We start from the raw sequence: 15,121 nt of genomic DNA, 5'->3' as shown, positions 1-15,121 counted from the left end.
CGAGCCTCGGCCGCCAGCGCAAGGCGCCCGTGCGTGACCAGGGGGCAGCGCGGCGGAACAGACCGCCCCCGCCTCGCGCGCCTCGTGCATGGCTCACGGCATCGCAGGGGCTTCACTCGCGCGCTCTGTCCGGGAATGCGAGTCCGTTGCGCAAGAAGTCGGCACAGGCGGCCGCCGCGCCTGCCGACGCGAGGCGGTGACCGTCGTCGGTCTTCTTCGTGTCGCCGAAATCGCTGACCCCGCGCACGATAAGAAAATCGTTGCCTGCGCGACGGCACGCTTCCGCAATGCCCACTGCCTCCATCTCGCCGAGCTCGATGCGGCCGTGCATCTCGCCGCGAAGGCCTGCGAGAACGCCTGGATCCCGCAGAAGCTTCTCCCCACTCGCGATGGTCGCTAGGCGCGGCCGGACCTCAAGCGACGCCGCACCGCTCGCAAACGTTGCCATGCCCATTTCAGTGAGTGCGCACCCGAGCCGCGAGGCAACAGCATCGAGCGGCGCAAGGTACGCGACGACGTCTTGCTCGATGGAATGGGCGAGCCGGTACATGTCCGGCCTCGGCTCACGCCGTGCACCGTCGAGGCGCAGTTTCCGCCGCATCCACCCTGAAATGCCGCCTTCCGCGACTACTGCTGCAGGCTCGTACGCCGTCACGCGTTCCGAGAAAACTACGTCGCCGATGCGGCACTTGCCCCGAATGCCCGCCGCGATTCCCACCATGATGACCAAGCGCGGACGGAGCAGCGTGGTGAGCTCGGTCGTCGTCGCGGCGGCAGATACGTTTCCCGCAGCGCCAATGCACGCGACGGCCACGCGCAGGGCACGCGCCAACGGACGAGATGCAATATCCGCCCTCCACACGTTTGTGCCGCTGGTGGTCTTTCGCGGATCGGATGCGATCCCGAGTGCCTGTTTCACCATCTCGAGTTCGACCGACAGTGCCGTGAGAACCTGCACATCGGGCGGATGCGTCGCGTCGAACTCCGCGCGTGCGCGGGAGAGGACGTCGACCGTCGCCCTCACTGCCGCATCGGCAGCGCTGCCGTGTACGGTGAGAACGGGTAACGCCTCTCGGAGCGTCTGCGGCGCGCTGGGCACAAAGCGATCGGGAGCCAGGAGCGCCTGCTGATAAAGCGCATCGGAGCCCCTCCCGTCTGCGCTCGCGCCGCCTGTTTGAGCGTCCACTGGCACCACGATCGCGCGCTTGCGCATCATCTTGGTTGCGCGGTCAGTGACGCCCCGGCCACCGCCCACCGCAACCATCGCGTAGGCCTCAGCGATCTGCGCGTCGCCGATATTTCCCCCCGTGTGGATGTCGTCGGGGACCATCACGAGGCGAGCGGTGCCCTTGGCGACCAACCGATCGAGGAGTGCTGCGCGCTCTGCGCTCATCCGGCCGCGAACCTTCATCGAGGTCACCGCGATCGCGTGCACAGTGCCGGGTGCCGCCTCGCGCTCGACTTCTTCAAGCACGATCCAGTCAAAGATGAGCACGTGCCCGGAGGTAGAAGTCGGTTCAGGCGCCCCGGTGAACACGACGACACCGCCTCCCTCGCGCAGGATTGCGCCAGCGACCGCGCGAACATAACGCGTCGCGTCGGACAGATCATCCGGCGAGGCTTGTTGGTTGGCGCTGCCGGCGATGAGAACGAAGCACCCTCTCAATCTCATGTAGGGAACGATCGCACAATTCGGTGCGGGCTGCACGGTCGCTGCACGGGGCACGCCGCGCGCACGTGCCGCATTCTTGCTCCCGCCGGGGTGGAGCGGCTAACTTCGGGGGTAACGCGAGCGCGCGGTGGGCGGTTCGCACCCTTGCTTTGGCGGGGGTGGGGCGACTAACGTAGGGGATGTAGAGCGGGCGCGCGGCCCGAAGGGTCCAGCGCACCGCAGGGGTGATCGAGGTCAAGTACATGCGCATAGAGCCGGAAGTCCTCGTCCTTTTGAGCGGCGGCGTCGACTCGGCGGCGACGGTCGCGTTCTACCTGGATTTCGGGCGGCCGCCGGCCGCGTTGTTTATCGACTACGCGCAGCCGGCGCGGTACGAGGAGGCGCAGGCTGCGGCCGCCCTTGCTGCCCACTTCGGGATCTCGCTTTCAGTGGCCACCTGGAGCGGCCCGACGGCGAAGAGGGTCGGCCTCATTCGAGGACGGAACCTCTTTCTGTTGGCGGCCGCCTTGATGGAGCGCCCGTCATCGGTGAGCGTTCTCGCGCTCGGCCTGCATGCCGGCACGGCCTATGCTGATTCATCAGCGCCGTTTGTTCGGGCTGCCGAGGATGCGGTCGGCGAGTCGGGCGAACGGGGAGTGACCGTCGCAGCGCCCTTTCTCGAATGGCCGAAAGGCGATGTCTACGCCTACGCGCGACGTGAGCGCATCCCGCTCTCCCTGACCTACAGCTGCGAAGCGGCGGGCGGCCCGTGCGGACAATGCTTGTCTTGCGCCGATCGGAAGATGTTGGATGCTCGCGCGTAGAGAGTCCTTCGAGCATCCGACGGTTGGCACTATCGAATTGCCGCTGCTTGTGCCGGCGTTCTCGAGCAAAGGCTTCGAGATCCGCCACAAAGGCAAGGGGAAGCACCGCAAGCCATACTCGGAGGTGGCCTACCAGCTCGAAGAGTTTGGTAAGCATCCACACAAGGCTGTTCTTCTGAGCGCCTACGATATCCACTTCGGCCATTTCAAAGCGCCAGAGTTGTCGCCGCAGGCGCCGCTCGTCTATCTCAAGAACGTCAACGTTGCATTCATTGATAGTGGCGGCTACGAGCTCGCCCCTGAATACGATTCCACCGAACCTCGACGCTTTTCGCGCGAGCCCGAGAAATTTACCATTGCCGACTACCACGCCGTACTCGATCGGCTTGACGGCAAGGGCGTCCCGGTCCCGCTCGTCATCGCCAATTACGACCATCGGCGCGAGCGAACGTCACTCGAGCAGCAGGTACGTGAAGCGCGTGCAACCTTCACGCGTTATCGGAACTTTGCAAACGATTTCATCCTTAAGCCATGGCAGGGGCGCTATGTCGATCCGGCCGATATGAGCGACTCGGATATTGCCAACCTTCGCGGCTTCGATATCATCGGGGTGACCGAGAAGGAACTCGGGCGCGATCTCATAGACAAGCTTAAACGCATCGCGCTTCTTCGTCAGAAGCTCGATGCGCAGAATCTAAGAGCACCAATTCATGTGTGGGGTGGCCTCGAGCCGCTCTCGTCGCCGCTATTCTTTTTTGCAGGCGCGCAGATCGTCGACGGAGTTTCGTGGCTCCGATACGCTTATCGAAACGGGCTCGCTATCGTTCGCGACACCTACTGTATCGTAAGCAATATCGGCATTGCGGCGCCGAATCAGATGAACCACTTGTATGCAAGCCTCAACAATCTCGTGACGCTCGAGAATATGACCGTAGCGCTCCAACAGTGGGTCGACCTCGACGGCAAAGACTTCTCGATGTTTCCGACCGACGTCCGAAGGCCGCTTGCAGAGGCTTACCAAGTTATGCGTGCGCGCATCCCTGCATTACGCGTCGAGCGCACTAGCGCGCGGGTGCGACGTCGCACGGAGGGCGACTAATGGCCGGCGGTGGTGGCGGCGGCGGGCGTTATTCGCGGCCTTCGCCTTCGTTAGAAGCGAAGATTGCCGAGGTACGTGCCAGGGAGCGCCAGCGGCTTGACCAGGAGATCGCACAACTGCTCGCCCATTATCTGTTGAAAGTTAATGCGCGTGACCGCGAGCTTACGCGCCAGCGTCTCGACGCGATTGAACAGGCGCTCGGCGAGCGTGTGCAACTCGATCGCATTCTCTTCGGGGGATCGGTGGCGAAACACACCGAGGTGGACGGCATCAGCGACGTAGACGCTCTTGTCATTCTCGATCGCGAGGATTTGCGCGGCGCGAGTGCACAGAAGGTTAAGGAGGCGTTCTTTCGAGCCGTCGAAGAGCACCTCCCGCGTGCCGGTGTGTCCAGTATTCGGCTCGGCCAGATGGCCGTCACTGTCACATACGATGACGGAATGGAGATCCAGCTCGTCCCCGCCATTCGCAAAGGCACCGCCGTCGCTGTTCCCTCCGCATCGAGCGGAGGTTGGACCCAGACCGAGCCTGGGGCGTTTCGAAGACGGCTTACCGATGCCAATGCGCGGCTTGGAGGCAATCTGGTCCCCGCTATCAAGCTGGTAAAGGCTATCCTCAGCCGGTTCCCGGAGCAAAAGCGCCTGTCCGGCTATCACATCGAGGCGCTGGCTGTTGATGCCGCGAATAATTACGCGGGGTCGACGGCACCCAAGGACTTGGTTCTTTACCTGATCGATCGAGCATCCGAACGGGTGTTGCGACCTGTTCGAGACACAACGGGGCAGTCGCGAAATATTGATGCGCACCTAGGGGCTGCCGATAGCGCCGAACGGAGGAATATCGCCCTGGCGCTCGATGGGATGCGGCGGAGACTGAGCACCGCAACAACGGTCGCGGAATGGAAGGCAGTGCTTGAGGAATGATGAGTTTACCCGACAAGTCACCTTCTGAGCAGTTTGCTACCCACGGAAGGGCCCGACGCGCTGCCCTTGACTTCTACGTTGGTGCGAAGGAGTGCGTCGTTCGTGCGGGCTTCGGTTGGGAAATCGATTGGCAAGAGCAGCTTATGCTCGAACGTGTGGACGAATGCCATATTCTGCGCGAGCAAGCATGGGTCGTCTTGTCCAGCGGGATGCGTGCGGCAGTTGTTGCACGCCTGTTTGAACAAATAAGTCATGCGTTTTGCGACTGGGACGCGGTCGCCATCCGAGAGAACCCGACCCGCTGTGTTCAACGTGCTCTCGTTTCGTTCTCTCATCCGGGTAAGATTAATGCAATCGCGGAGAATTGCAGAATGCTAGCGGTAGAGGGGGTCGATGCGTGGAAACGCTCGCTGCGGGCGCACGGTCCGACATGGCTTACACGATTCTCGTATATTGGGCCGGTCACCTGCTGGCACCTGGCGAAGAACGTCGGCATGGACGTCGTTAAGCCCGACCGGCATCTCGTGCGCATGGCACAAGCGAGCGGGGCACGCGATCCGAGTGCGCTCTGTGCACTCTTCGCCAGCTTAACGGGCGATCGGCTCGCGGTCGTTGACCTCGTGTTGTGGCGATATGCCACCTTGCGACCGGACTACGTTTCCGAGATTCGGGCGCTCAAGCTAGATGAACCTTCCCGCTTCTCGGGACTGCTACGGCACGTGCGGCCAGCCGCGAATGCAAGCGGATCTCCCGGAGCAGGGCATGCTGATGCTCAGGCTGATTGATGGCTCCGCGTGCCGGCTACTTGATGGCCGTCACCAGCTTGCGAGGGCGAAGCCGAGGAGCGCGATGGCCATCGCCAACCTGCGGGGAACCTGCCGGGCACGGTGTTTGGAGATGCGCCGTGCGTCGTAAGCGCTGCGCGAAGCGCCGTCTCACCCCGGCCGCGCTGTCCAGTTCATGATGGCGTGCATGACAAGGACGAAGGCGACCGAAGTGATGTGGTCCGAGCGCGTTCGGGCGTGGCGCGAGAGTGGTGAAACGGCGGAGGAGTTCGCTCGGAGCCGCGGATTTGCGGCCTCGACGCTGCACGGCTGGTCGAGCCGGCTGTCGCGGGCCGAGCCCCCGCGCTTTCTGCGCCTGGTGCCGAAGGCGCCCGCCGTGACGAGCAGCGCTGCGGAGCTCGTCGTCGAGGTCGGCGGCGCGCGGGTGCGCGTCGCCGCGGGGTTCGACCCCGCGCTGCTGGCGGAGGTGGTCCGTGCCCTCGGCGGAGCGGCGCGATGATTCCGGCGGGCGTGCAGGTGTTCGTCGCGCTGGAGCCGGTGGACATGCGCTACGGCTTCGAGCGGCTTTCGGGTCTCATCCGTGAGCGTGTGGGGTACGAGGCGCGCTGCGGAGCGCTGTTCGCGTTCGTCGGCAAGCGGCGGACCACGATCAAGATTCTCTTCTTCGATGGCAGTGGAATCTGCCTGTTTTCAAAACGCCTTGATCGCGGAGCGTTCGCACTTCCCGACCCCCCGACCGAGGGCGCCACGCATGTCGAGGTGGACGACGCGACGCTCGAGACGCTGCTCGACGGCATCGAGATCGCGCCCACGCCCAAACCGCGAAGGCGCGCACCGCGCCGCGTCCACTGAGCCGCACGAATTCGCTCGACAAGTACGCGCGGCTTACGTAGAGCGGCGTCGTGCACGACGCCGCCGCCAAGCCGACGCTCTCGGCCGAGCAGCAGCGCATCGCGCAGCTCGAAGCGGAGCTCGCCGCGGCAAAGAGCGAGCTCGTGGGAGCGCGCGATGCGCTCGCGCAGCTTCGGCGCGCCTACACCCGTGCGCTCGAGCAGCTGCAGCTTCTGCAACGTCGACTGTTCGTGGCCAAGGCGGAGCGCGCCGAGGTGAGCGCGGAGCAGCTGGCGTTCAACTCGATGTTCCTCGAGGTCCAGCGTCTCGAGAAGGCACTCGAGGCCGCCGAGCGCAACACGGGCGACGAGCGGCAGCACGACGACCCCAAGGGGCCGAAACGACGGTCCGGCGGCAAGGGCCGTCGCGACCTGTCCGAGTCCGACCTGCCCGTCGTCCGCATCGAGCTCTCCTGCCCCGAGCTCGATGCGACGGCGACCCGCATCGGGGTCGAGGAGACCTCGCGACTCGGCTACGAGCGCGGCGGAATGCGCCGCATCGTGCTCGCACGCGTCGTGTACAAGGCCGAGCGGTCCCTCACGGACGCGAGCAGCTCTGGCGAGGGGGAAGCGGCCCCGGTCCAGGTCGTCGCGAGAGAAGCCCCGACGCCGACGCCCGCTGCGAGCGTCAGCCCGGAGGACACGGCAGCGGCCGGCGAGCCGAGCGCTTCCTCCACAGCGCTCGACGCGCCCTCGCTCGACGCGCCGCCGCCGACGCCGAAGGGCGAGACCTGCACGGTCTTCATCACGACGCCGCTTCCGAAAGAGCTGTTCCGGCGGTCGTTCCTCGCGCCGTCGATGATTGCGCACATCCTCACCAGCAAGTACCTGCTCGGCGTCCCGTTCTATCGACTGGAGCAGCAGCTGGAGCTTCAGGGCGCGTCGCTCGATCGCGGCACGATGTGCCGCTACGCCGAAGACGTCGGTGCGACTCTGGGCGCCATCGTCGAGGCCGCGCGCAAAGAGGCCTTCGAGACCGCCTTCTGCCTGTCCACCGACGCCACCGGGGTCTCCATCCAGCCTGGGCCCATCCAGGAGCGCAAGGACAAGAAGCCCGGGCCGTGCCGCAAGGGACACTTCTTCGTCGTCCTCGCGGACAAGGATCACGTCTTCTTCGAGTACCAGCCCAAGCATACCAGCGCTGCGGTCTGCGATATGTTCCGCGGCTTCTCTCGGTATATTCAAGCTGACGCTCACGCCATCTATGACGCCCTCTTCCGCGGCACACCACCAAGAGGCGCTGCTGCCGACGAGAAGCGCGGTCCGCCCCCGACCGAAGTAGGATGCTGGTCGCATTGCCGTACCAACTTCTGGGAGGCGGCGGTCTGCAAGCACGAGCTCGGTGTCGAGGGGCTGCGTCGCATCAACGCCATCTTCGCTACCGATCGTGCGCTCGCGGATCTTGCGCCCGCGCAGCGCAAGGTGCGCCGAGATGCCGTCGTCCGTCCTCTGGTGGACGCGTTCTTTGCCTGGGCCAGGGCCGAGCACGCGCGTCCTCGCGAGCGCGGCCTGGTCTCCACCGCGCTCGGCTACGCCCTCAACCAAGAGCAGCCGTTGCGGCGCTTCCTCGACGACGGTCGGCTGCGCCTGGAGAACAACGCCAGCGAGCGAGCGCTGCGATCCATTGCGGTTGCGAGAAAGTCCTGGCTCTTCTTCGGCAGCGACGACCACGCCTCCGCCGCGGCCAACCTCTTCTCGCTCGTGGCGAGCTGCAAGCTGCACGGGCTCGACCCGGAGGCCTACCTGGCCGACGTCATTCGCGCGATGCCCTACTGGCCGCGGGACCGTTACCTCGAGCTCGCCCCCAGGTACTGGGCGCGCACCCGCGTCCGGCTCGTTGACGACGAGATGAACGTCGCCCTCGGGCCGATCACCGTCCCGCCTCCGCTTCCCGCGGAAGAGCAGCGCGCCACGAGCTGACCGAGCCGGTTCCATCGCCCCCATCCTGCACCAGCTGACCGAGGTTGGGGCCGACGGCGCTTCATGCAGCGCTTACCGTGCGTCGGAGCGCTGATCGATCGCTTCGCCCAGCACTGCCACGTGCTCGACATCGACGCCGACTCGTGGCGCGACAAGGAGCGGCGGTAGAAGCAAGGCCGTGCGCCCCGACCGCGGCGGTGACGACCCGGAGCCGGGGCGCGATCTCGCCAGCCGGCGGCGAGATCGCGCCCGGAACCCGCGGATCGTAATGGCCGTCTACACTTGGGCGAGTTTGTTGCTGGTTGCTCCGGCTGCCGGCAGCGGCGACGTGTCCTGAGCGACGGGCGCCTCGGTCTTTACCGCGGGCCCGAAACTGCATCGCAGGGCACCATGTCCCGCCCGCCTGCGCTGCGGGCTGACGCCGCGCCGCGTCCAGCCTCGTCGACCCCGGCGAGAGCGGCAAGGGGCCACGCCCATGGCGATGGCCGGGCGGATATGTTATATATATTACTTTCTCGGCGGCATGGCGGGGGCTCTGTTTATTACAGTATAGACGGATTGGTCAGCTCCGTCATCCGGAGCATCCGCGCTTGCTCGATGTTGCCGTGACCGCCTCGACGTTGGCGTCGTTCCCGGGGCGCGGCATCCGTACGGCGCTCTCGCAGATCGCAGTTGCAGGCTCGGAGGACCTCCCAACCGAAAATCCTGGGTCGCAGGTCTTGCGCGTCGAAAGACCCGACCCATGCTTCGGGCCCCTCCCGAGGATGGAGCCAGGAACACGTTAGGTGCCACCCCGATGCAGCTCACCGACCAGCAGCTCAACTTCTACGTCGATAATGTCATCGCCTTCAAAAGCGAGGACAAGAAAGAGTACCAGGATCAGGTCGACCACTTGAAGGCGACGCTGACGAACGCGATCCACAAGAACTCGGCGCTCAAGGTCTCCAAGATCAACCAGGCCGGATCCTGGCGCAAGGGCACGGCCCTCAAGCCGAGGGACGGCGTCGGGATCGACATCGACCTCGTCGTCTATCTCGACATCTCCGAGGCGGAGCGCTCGGACATAGAGACGCTGCACGAGATGGTCGTCAAGCTCCTCTGCGCCGCCTATCCGACGAAGCAACCCTCGGACTTCCGGCCGAGCAGGAAAGCCGTGGGGATCGAGTTCCGCACCTCGGGCCTCAAGGTCGACCTCGTGCCGGTCGTGCCGGTGAAGGAGCCCGCGGAGTATGTGTGGCAGCCCGAGGTCGGCGGAACGGGCTCCTTCCTCAGCTCGCCGCTTGGGCAGCTCGAGTTCATTCAGGCGTTGAAGGCCGGCGATACGCGGTACGCCTCGGTGGTCCGGCTCCTGAAGCGGTGGCGCAACTTCGCCGAGCTCTCGGACGAGCTCTCCTCGTTCACCATCGAACTCATCATCGCGCACGTCGTCGAGAAGCAGGGCCCGCCTCCTCGTCTCGAAGAAGGCTTGCTTCGCGTGTTGGCCTACATCGCCCAGAGTCAGCTCAAACTCCCGATCTCCTTCAGAGGGGCCATCCGCAGCGTCCCCTCGACGTCGAGCCCGGTGCGGATCTTCGATCCGACGAACAACGAGAACAACGTCGCGGGTCGCATGAGCGAGGAGGATCGCAAGGCGGTCGTCGGCCGCGCCGTCGAGGCGCTCGAGGCGCTCAACTACGCGCAGAACATCGCGCGGAAGGGCGACACGCTGGAGCAGTGGAAGGGAGTCTTGGGTCCTTCCTTCAAAGTCGAGGAGGGGTGAGATGACGACGCTGACCTACACGGAGACCTACACGAGGGTCGACGTCGCGAAGGTCTTCGAGAACTTCGCGGCGGACCTCCGTCTCATCGCGCGGATGACGGCACTCTGGACCGACGATTACGCGAGCAGCGTCGCCGAGGACGTCTCCGCCTTCGCCGAAGAAGAGTACCTCTCCGAGATCCACATCGTGCTCGCGGGCACGAGCGGGCGGCCTGTGCAAGTGCACGAGTACAAGGTCTCCAAGAACGCGTCGGGATGGACCGTGCAGCGCCCGGGCGGCAACGTCTGGCCGCAGATCGAGGGCGGATCGCTGCAAGTCATCCTGAAGTACAGTCCCGTTTGGGGCGCACTGAACACGCAGGAGCAGGCGGAGTTCAAGGCGCAGTTGAATGTCCCCTGGTCGCCGTCGAAGGTCGACACGACATACCCAGGGCTCACCGCGACGGGGACGCGTACGTATGCAAGCAACGCCTTTGGTCTCGGCCGCACGACGCGGGAGAAGAAGTAGATGAGCGACGTCTCGCGTTTCGAGCTCGATCTCGAATTGCCCGACCGAAGCATCGCGGAGCGTACCGCACGGCTCATCGGCTTCGAGCCCCGGTTCAACCGCGTGGAGCGCGATCTGCGCATGCTGCTCGCTCCTGACGAGCTCCGACGCTGGAGCAAGAAGAAGCATGGGCGGGAGCTGCCGGTCTGCGACATTCTCGCCGATCGCTACCCGATGGTGATCTTCCACGGGGACGTCGGTACCGGCAAGACGGCGACGGCGGAGGGCATTGCGAACCGCATCGCGAGCGAGATCGAACACAACGCGCGGCTCATGAAGCTCAGCACGCGTGTGCGTGGCCGCGGCCTCCACGGCGAGATGTCGAAGCTGATCGGCGAGGCGTTCGACGCCGTGCGCGCCGCGGCGGGGCACAAGGGGCGGGTGTTCCTGATCATCGACGAGGCCGACGCAATCGCCTCATCCCGTGAGGGCGGTCAGCTCCACCAAGAGGAGCGAGCAGGCACCAACACTCTGATCCAGAAGATCGACGACATCCGTGCCATGAAGGGACGCGTGCTGGTCATCCTCTGCACGAACCGCCTGCACGCGCTCGATCCTGCTATCGTGCGCCGCGCCGCGCGGATCGAGGAGTTCGCGCGGCCGACGGACGAAGAGCGGCGCGAGCTCTTCCTGCGCGACCTGGAAGGCGTCGACATGAGCGAGGCGGACCTCGCGCGCCTCGTCCGTGCTACCGGGCCCGACCCGAAGGCGGGCCGCATCGGCATGACTTTCTCGGACCTCCGGACGAGGTTCCTGCCGACCGCAGTCGCCACGGTGTACCCCAACGAGGCATTGACCTTCGACGTCCTCCTCCGCGCGGCAGCGGAGACGACGCCGAGCCCCGCGATCATGTGAGGAGCCGAGCAAATCATGGGACTCAAGAACCGATTCGTGGGCATCGACGGCAGCGTCCGTGAAGATGCCGATGTGGAGCTGGTTCGGCGCTGCCATCGCGCGGTGCGGGGCCTGACGCGCGGGATCCTGAAGGCAGGCGGCGGTGTCGTCGTCTCCATTGGGGAGGAACCCTGCCTGGTCGCAGGCGACCCGGACACGGCGCGCGTTTTCTTCTGGACCGTGCTCGATGAGGTGCTCCGCTTCGTGAAGGAACGGCTCGACGTCGGCATGACGTTCGAGCATCCAATCGCCAGGATCGTGTGCTCCCAGAAGACGCACGACGAGAAAATCCCGGCGGCTCGTGAGGCGCAGCTGCGGGAACTCAACAACGCGAAGGCGCTTCTGCTCAAGCCGCTCCGGGCCAACTGGAACGCCGGCGCATACATCCGGGAGCATCAGGCGCGCGAGGGCGACGCGCTCGTGATCCTCGGCGGCGGCGAGGGCGTCGAGCACCTGGCCTCTCTCTACATCGAGCGCAACTGCCCGGTCATCCCGCTCGACCCGAAGCTCGGCGGGTACTACAGCGACGGCAACGGAGGGGCCGCCGCGCTGCACAACCTCGCACGTTCGAGCCCGGCGAGGTTCGTCGAGATCGAGCCAGAGCGGCTTCCCAGCGAGCTGGCCCTGCTGTCGCTCCAGCGCGCCAATGCTGATCCAGCCGCGGTGGCGACGCAGCTCGTGAGCCTCCTCGATCGCGTGCTGCGGCCGCGTGTGTTCTTCACCCGGCTCCTGAACCCCGCCGTCACCGAGTACGTCGACGTCGACCGCTTCTTCAGCGATGTCGTCACCCCGTGCGTCGAGGATCTCGGCTACCGAGCCGATCAGATCGGGCTGCGACCCGGGACCGAGGGGCTCCTGAATCGAGAAATCGTAAGCGCTGCATGAAGCGCCGTCGGCCCCAACCTCGGTCAGCTGGTGCAGGATGGGGGCGATGGAACCGGCTCGGTCAGCTCGTGGCGCGCTGCTCTTCCGCGGGAAGCGGAGGCGGGACGGTGATCGGCCCGAGGGCGACGTTCATCTCGTCGTCAACGAGCCGGACGCGGGTGCGCGCCCAGTACCTGGGGGCGAGCTCGAGGTAACGGTCCCGCGGCCAGTAGGGCATCGCGCGAATGACGTCGGCCAGGTAGGCCTCCGGGTCGAGCCCGTGCAGCTTGCAGCTCGCCACGAGCGAGAAGAGGTTGGCCGCGGCGGAGGCGTGGTCGTCGCTGCCGAAGAAGAGCCAGGACTTTCTCGCAACCGCAATGGATCGCAGCGCTCGCTCGCTGGCGTTGTTCTCCAGGCGCAGCCGACCGTCGTCGAGGAAGCGCCGCAACGGCTGCTCTTGGTTGAGGGCGTAGCCGAGCGCGGTGGAGACCAGGCCGCGCTCGCGAGGACGCGCGTGCTCGGCCCTGGCCCAGGCAAAGAACGCGTCCACCAGAGGACGGACGACGGCATCTCGGCGCACCTTGCGCTGCGCGGGCGCAAGATCCGCGAGCGCACGATCGGTAGCGAAGATGGCGTTGATGCGACGCAGCCCCTCGACACCGAGCTCGTGCTTGCAGACCGCCGCCTCCCAGAAGTTGGTACGGCAATGCGACCAGCATCCTACTTCGGTCGGGGGCGGACCGCGCTTCTCGTCGGCAGCAGCGCCTCTTGGTGGTGTGCCGCGGAAGAGGGCGTCATAGATGGCGTGAGCGTCAGCTTGAATATACCGAGAGAAGCCGCGGAACATATCGCAGACCGCAGCGCTGGTATGCTTGGGCTGGTACTCGAAGAAGACGTGATCCTTGTCCGCGAGGACGACGAAGAAGTGTCCCTTGCGGCACGGCCCGGGCTTCTTGTCCTTGCGCTCCTGGATGGGCCCAGGCTGGATGGAGACCCCGGTGGCGTCGGTGGACAGGCAGAAGGCGGTCTCGAAGGCCTCTTTGCGCGCGGCCTCGACGATGGCGCCCAGAGTCGCACCGACGTCTTCGGCGTAGCGGCACATCGTGCCGCGATCGAGCGACGCGCCCTGAAGCTCCAGCTGCTGCTCCAGTCGATAGAACGGGACGCCGAGCAGGTACTTGCTGGTGAGGATGTGCGCAATCATCGACGGCGCGAGGAACGACCGCCGGAACAGCTCTTTCGGAAGCGGCGTCGTGATGAAGACCGTGCAGGTCTCGCCCTTCGGCGTCGGCGGCGGCGCGTCGAGCGAGGGCGCGTCGAGCGCTGTGGAGGAAGCGCTCGGCTCGCCGGCCGCTGCCGTGTCCTCCGGGCTGACGCTCGCAGCGGGCGTCGGCGTCGGGGCTTCTCTCGCGACGACCTGGACCGGGGCCGCTTCCCCCTCGCCAGAGCTGCTCGCGTCCGTGAGGGACCGCTCGGCCTTGTACACGACGCGTGCGAGCACGATGCGGCGCATTCCGCCGCGCTCGTAGCCGAGTCGCGAGGTCTCCTCGACCCCGATGCGGGTCGCCGTCGCATCGAGCTCGGGGCAGGAGAGCTCGATGCGGACGACGGGCAGGTCGGACTCGGACAGGTCGCGACGGCCCTTGCCGCCGGACCGTCGTTTCGGCCCCTTGGGGTCGTCGTGCTGCCGCTCGTCGCCCGTGTTGCGCTCGGCGGCCTCGAGTGCCTTCTCGAGACGCTGGACCTCGAGGAACATCGAGTTGAACGCCAGCTGCTCCGCGCTCACCTCGGCGCGCTCCGCCTTGGCCACGAACAGTCGACGTTGCAGAAGCTGCAGCTGCTCGAGCGCACGGGTGTAGGCGCGCCGAAGCTGCGCGAGCGCATCGCGCGCTCCCACGAGCTCGCTCTTTGCCGCGGCGAGCTCCGCTTCGAGCTGCGCGATGCGCTGCTGCTCGGCCGAGAGCGTCGGCTTGGCGGCGGCGTCGTGCACGACGCCGCTCTACGTAAGCCGCGCGTACTTGTCGAGCGAATTCGTGCGGCTCAGTGGACGCGGCGCGGTGCGCGCCTTCGCGGTTTGGGCGTGGGCGCGATCTCGATGCCGTCGAGCAGCGTCTCGAGCGTCGCGTCGTCCACCTCGACATGCGTGGCGCCCTCGGTCGGGGGGTCGGGAAGTGCGAACGCTCCGCGATCAAGGCGTTTTGAAAACAGGCAGATTCCACTGCCATCGAAGAAGAGAATCTTGATCGTGGTCCGCCGCTTGCCGACGAACGCGAACAGCGCTCCGCAGCGCGCCTCGTACCCCACACGCTCACGGATGAGACCCGAAAGCCGCTCGAAGCCGTAGCGCATGTCCACCGGCTCCAGCGCGACGAACACCTGCACGCCCGCCGGAATCATCGCGCCGCTCCGCCGAGGGCACGGACCACCTCCGCCAGCAGCGCGGGGTCGAACCCCGCGGCGACGCGCACCCGCGCGCCGCCGACCTCGACGACGAGCTCCGCAGCGCTGCTCGTCACGGCGGGCGCCTTCGGCACCAGGCGCAGAAAGCGCGGGGGCTCGGCCCGCGACAGCCGGCTCGACCAGCCGTGCAGCGTCGAGGCCGCAAATCCGCGGCTCCGAGCGAACTCCTCCGCCGTTTCACCACTCTCGCGCCACGCCCGAACGCGCTCGGACCACATCACTTCGGTCGCCTTCGTCCTTGTCATGCACGCCATCATGAACTGGACAGCGCGGCCGGGGTGAGACGGCGCTTCGCGCAGCGCTTACGAGAAATCTTCGAGCGTCTGCACTGCCAGTTCGCAGGGTCATGGGGCCACCTGACGGCGTTTTTCGCAGGGTCATGGGGCCACCCCAATCGCAGGAGGATGGGGCCACCCGCGCGGGGGCGTGACCCAGTTTTTCGCAGGGTCATGGGGCCAGCTTCCGAGGTTTTTCGCAGGGTCATGGGGCCAGCTCGGGACGCCGC

General features: G+C 66.1%; 15 protein-coding genes. 11 read left to right on the top strand and 4 right to left on the bottom strand.

Translation table 11 applies throughout. The features are described 5' to 3' along the window. Positions 1-112 precede the first annotated feature (112 nt). Positions 113-1,672: a phosphorylase family protein gene (locus tag WMF11_RS22765; protein ID WP_437978892.1), complete on the bottom strand. Its 1,560-nt coding sequence runs from the start codon at positions 1,670-1,672 to the stop codon at positions 113-115. Positions 1,673-1,896: 224 nt separating this feature from the next. Here WMF11_RS22765 and WMF11_RS22760 point away from each other — a divergent pair, with 224 nt between their 5' ends. From WMF11_RS22760 to WMF11_RS22710, 11 genes are all read left to right on the top strand, one after another. Continuing rightward, positions 1,897-2,475: a 7-cyano-7-deazaguanine synthase gene (locus tag WMF11_RS22760; protein WP_437978891.1), complete on the top strand. Its 579-nt coding sequence runs from the start codon at positions 1,897-1,899 to the stop codon at positions 2,473-2,475. After that, complete coding sequence (locus tag WMF11_RS22755; RefSeq protein ID WP_437978890.1) at positions 2,462-3,574, top strand: hypothetical protein; 1,113 nt, start codon at positions 2,462-2,464, stop codon at positions 3,572-3,574. The genes WMF11_RS22760 and WMF11_RS22755 overlap by 14 nt, the downstream gene beginning before the upstream one ends. Next, positions 3,574-4,497 (top strand): CBASS oligonucleotide cyclase, encoded by a 924-nt coding sequence (locus WMF11_RS22750; protein ID WP_437978889.1) that lies wholly within the window; start codon positions 3,574-3,576, stop codon positions 4,495-4,497. The genes WMF11_RS22755 and WMF11_RS22750 overlap by 1 nt, the downstream gene beginning before the upstream one ends. Beyond that, a complete protein-coding gene (locus WMF11_RS22745) occupies positions 4,494-5,282 on the top strand; it encodes a hypothetical protein (RefSeq protein ID WP_437978888.1) in 789 nt (262 codons plus the stop codon). The genes WMF11_RS22750 and WMF11_RS22745 overlap by 4 nt, the downstream gene beginning before the upstream one ends. A gap of 187 nt (positions 5,283-5,469) precedes the next feature. Continuing rightward, positions 5,470-5,781 (top strand): IS66 family insertion sequence element accessory protein TnpA, encoded by a 312-nt coding sequence (tnpA, locus tag WMF11_RS22740; RefSeq protein WP_437976191.1) that lies wholly within the window; start codon positions 5,470-5,472, stop codon positions 5,779-5,781. After that, on the top strand, positions 5,778-6,134 hold the full coding sequence (tnpB, locus tag WMF11_RS22735; protein ID WP_437976190.1) for an IS66 family insertion sequence element accessory protein TnpB: 357 nt from the start codon (positions 5,778-5,780) through the stop codon (positions 6,132-6,134). Before tnpA (WMF11_RS22740) ends, tnpB (WMF11_RS22735) begins: the two co-directional genes overlap by 4 nt. 50 nt (positions 6,135-6,184) lie before the next feature. Then, a complete protein-coding gene (gene tnpC, locus WMF11_RS22730) occupies positions 6,185-8,092 on the top strand; it encodes an IS66 family transposase (protein ID WP_437976189.1) in 1,908 nt (635 codons plus the stop codon). A gap of 796 nt (positions 8,093-8,888) precedes the next feature. Then, complete coding sequence (locus WMF11_RS22725) at positions 8,889-9,851, top strand: CBASS oligonucleotide cyclase (protein ID WP_437978887.1); 963 nt, start codon at positions 8,889-8,891, stop codon at positions 9,849-9,851. Between the two features lies 1 nt (position 9,852). After that, a complete protein-coding gene (locus tag WMF11_RS22720) occupies positions 9,853-10,359 on the top strand; it encodes a hypothetical protein (RefSeq protein ID WP_437978886.1) in 507 nt (168 codons plus the stop codon). Then, the gene (locus WMF11_RS22715; RefSeq protein WP_437978885.1) at positions 10,360-11,253 is read left to right on the top strand and encodes an AAA family ATPase; all 894 of its coding nucleotides are present in this window, start codon (positions 10,360-10,362) and stop codon (positions 11,251-11,253) included. A 15-nt stretch (positions 11,254-11,268) separates the two neighbouring features. Next, positions 11,269-12,177 carry a hypothetical protein gene (locus WMF11_RS22710; protein WP_437978884.1) on the top strand — a complete coding sequence of 303 codons (909 nt, stop codon included), beginning with the start codon at positions 11,269-11,271 and terminating at the stop codon, positions 12,175-12,177. Between the two features lie 61 nt (positions 12,178-12,238). Here WMF11_RS22710 and tnpC (WMF11_RS22705) read toward each other — a convergent pair whose 3' ends face one another. Genes tnpC (WMF11_RS22705) through tnpA (WMF11_RS22695) form a run of 3 tightly spaced genes read right to left on the bottom strand, consistent with a single transcriptional unit; the run spans position 12,239 to position 14,861 of the window. Continuing rightward, on the bottom strand, positions 12,239-14,146 hold the full coding sequence (tnpC, locus tag WMF11_RS22705; protein ID WP_437976189.1) for an IS66 family transposase: 1,908 nt from the start codon (positions 14,144-14,146) through the stop codon (positions 12,239-12,241). A gap of 50 nt (positions 14,147-14,196) precedes the next feature. Further along, the gene (gene tnpB / locus WMF11_RS22700) at positions 14,197-14,553 is read right to left on the bottom strand and encodes an IS66 family insertion sequence element accessory protein TnpB (RefSeq protein WP_437976190.1); all 357 of its coding nucleotides are present in this window, start codon (positions 14,551-14,553) and stop codon (positions 14,197-14,199) included. Then, positions 14,550-14,861: an IS66 family insertion sequence element accessory protein TnpA gene (gene tnpA / locus WMF11_RS22695; protein ID WP_437976191.1), complete on the bottom strand. Its 312-nt coding sequence runs from the start codon at positions 14,859-14,861 to the stop codon at positions 14,550-14,552. The genes tnpB (WMF11_RS22700) and tnpA (WMF11_RS22695) overlap by 4 nt, the downstream gene beginning before the upstream one ends. Positions 14,862-15,121 lie beyond the last annotated feature (260 nt).

Source organism: Sorangium sp. So ce295, from assembly GCF_051527405.1.
Lineage (GTDB): Bacteria > Myxococcota_A > Polyangia > Polyangiales > Polyangiaceae > Sorangium > Sorangium cellulosum_B.
Note: the sequence above shows the minus strand (reverse complement) of the source record. Positions and strands in the feature narration are given on the sequence as shown.

Excerpts from the sequence above, each read along its gene's own strand:
- WMF11_RS22710 (WP_437978884.1), top strand. The coding sequence starts at position 11,269 with ATGGGACTCAAGAACCGATTCGTGGGCATCGACGGCAGCGTCCGTGAA.
- WMF11_RS22715 (WP_437978885.1), top strand. The coding sequence starts at position 10,360 with ATGAGCGACGTCTCGCGTTTCGAGCTCGATCTCGAATTGCCCGACCGA.
- WMF11_RS22765 (WP_437978892.1), bottom strand. The coding sequence starts at position 1,672 with ATGAGATTGAGAGGGTGCTTCGTTCTCATCGCCGGCAGCGCCAACCAA.
- WMF11_RS22750 (WP_437978889.1), top strand. The coding sequence starts at position 3,574 with ATGGCCGGCGGTGGTGGCGGCGGCGGGCGTTATTCGCGGCCTTCGCCT.
- WMF11_RS22755 (WP_437978890.1), top strand. The coding sequence starts at position 2,462 with ATGCTCGCGCGTAGAGAGTCCTTCGAGCATCCGACGGTTGGCACTATC.
- WMF11_RS22725 (WP_437978887.1), top strand. The coding sequence starts at position 8,889 with ATGCAGCTCACCGACCAGCAGCTCAACTTCTACGTCGATAATGTCATC.
- tnpA (WP_437976191.1), bottom strand. The coding sequence starts at position 14,861 with ATGACAAGGACGAAGGCGACCGAAGTGATGTGGTCCGAGCGCGTTCGG.
- WMF11_RS22720 (WP_437978886.1), top strand. The coding sequence starts at position 9,853 with ATGACGACGCTGACCTACACGGAGACCTACACGAGGGTCGACGTCGCG.
- tnpB (WP_437976190.1), top strand. The coding sequence starts at position 5,778 with ATGATTCCGGCGGGCGTGCAGGTGTTCGTCGCGCTGGAGCCGGTGGAC.
- tnpA (WP_437976191.1), top strand. The coding sequence starts at position 5,470 with ATGACAAGGACGAAGGCGACCGAAGTGATGTGGTCCGAGCGCGTTCGG.
- WMF11_RS22745 (WP_437978888.1), top strand. The coding sequence starts at position 4,494 with ATGATGAGTTTACCCGACAAGTCACCTTCTGAGCAGTTTGCTACCCAC.
- tnpB (WP_437976190.1), bottom strand. The coding sequence starts at position 14,553 with ATGATTCCGGCGGGCGTGCAGGTGTTCGTCGCGCTGGAGCCGGTGGAC.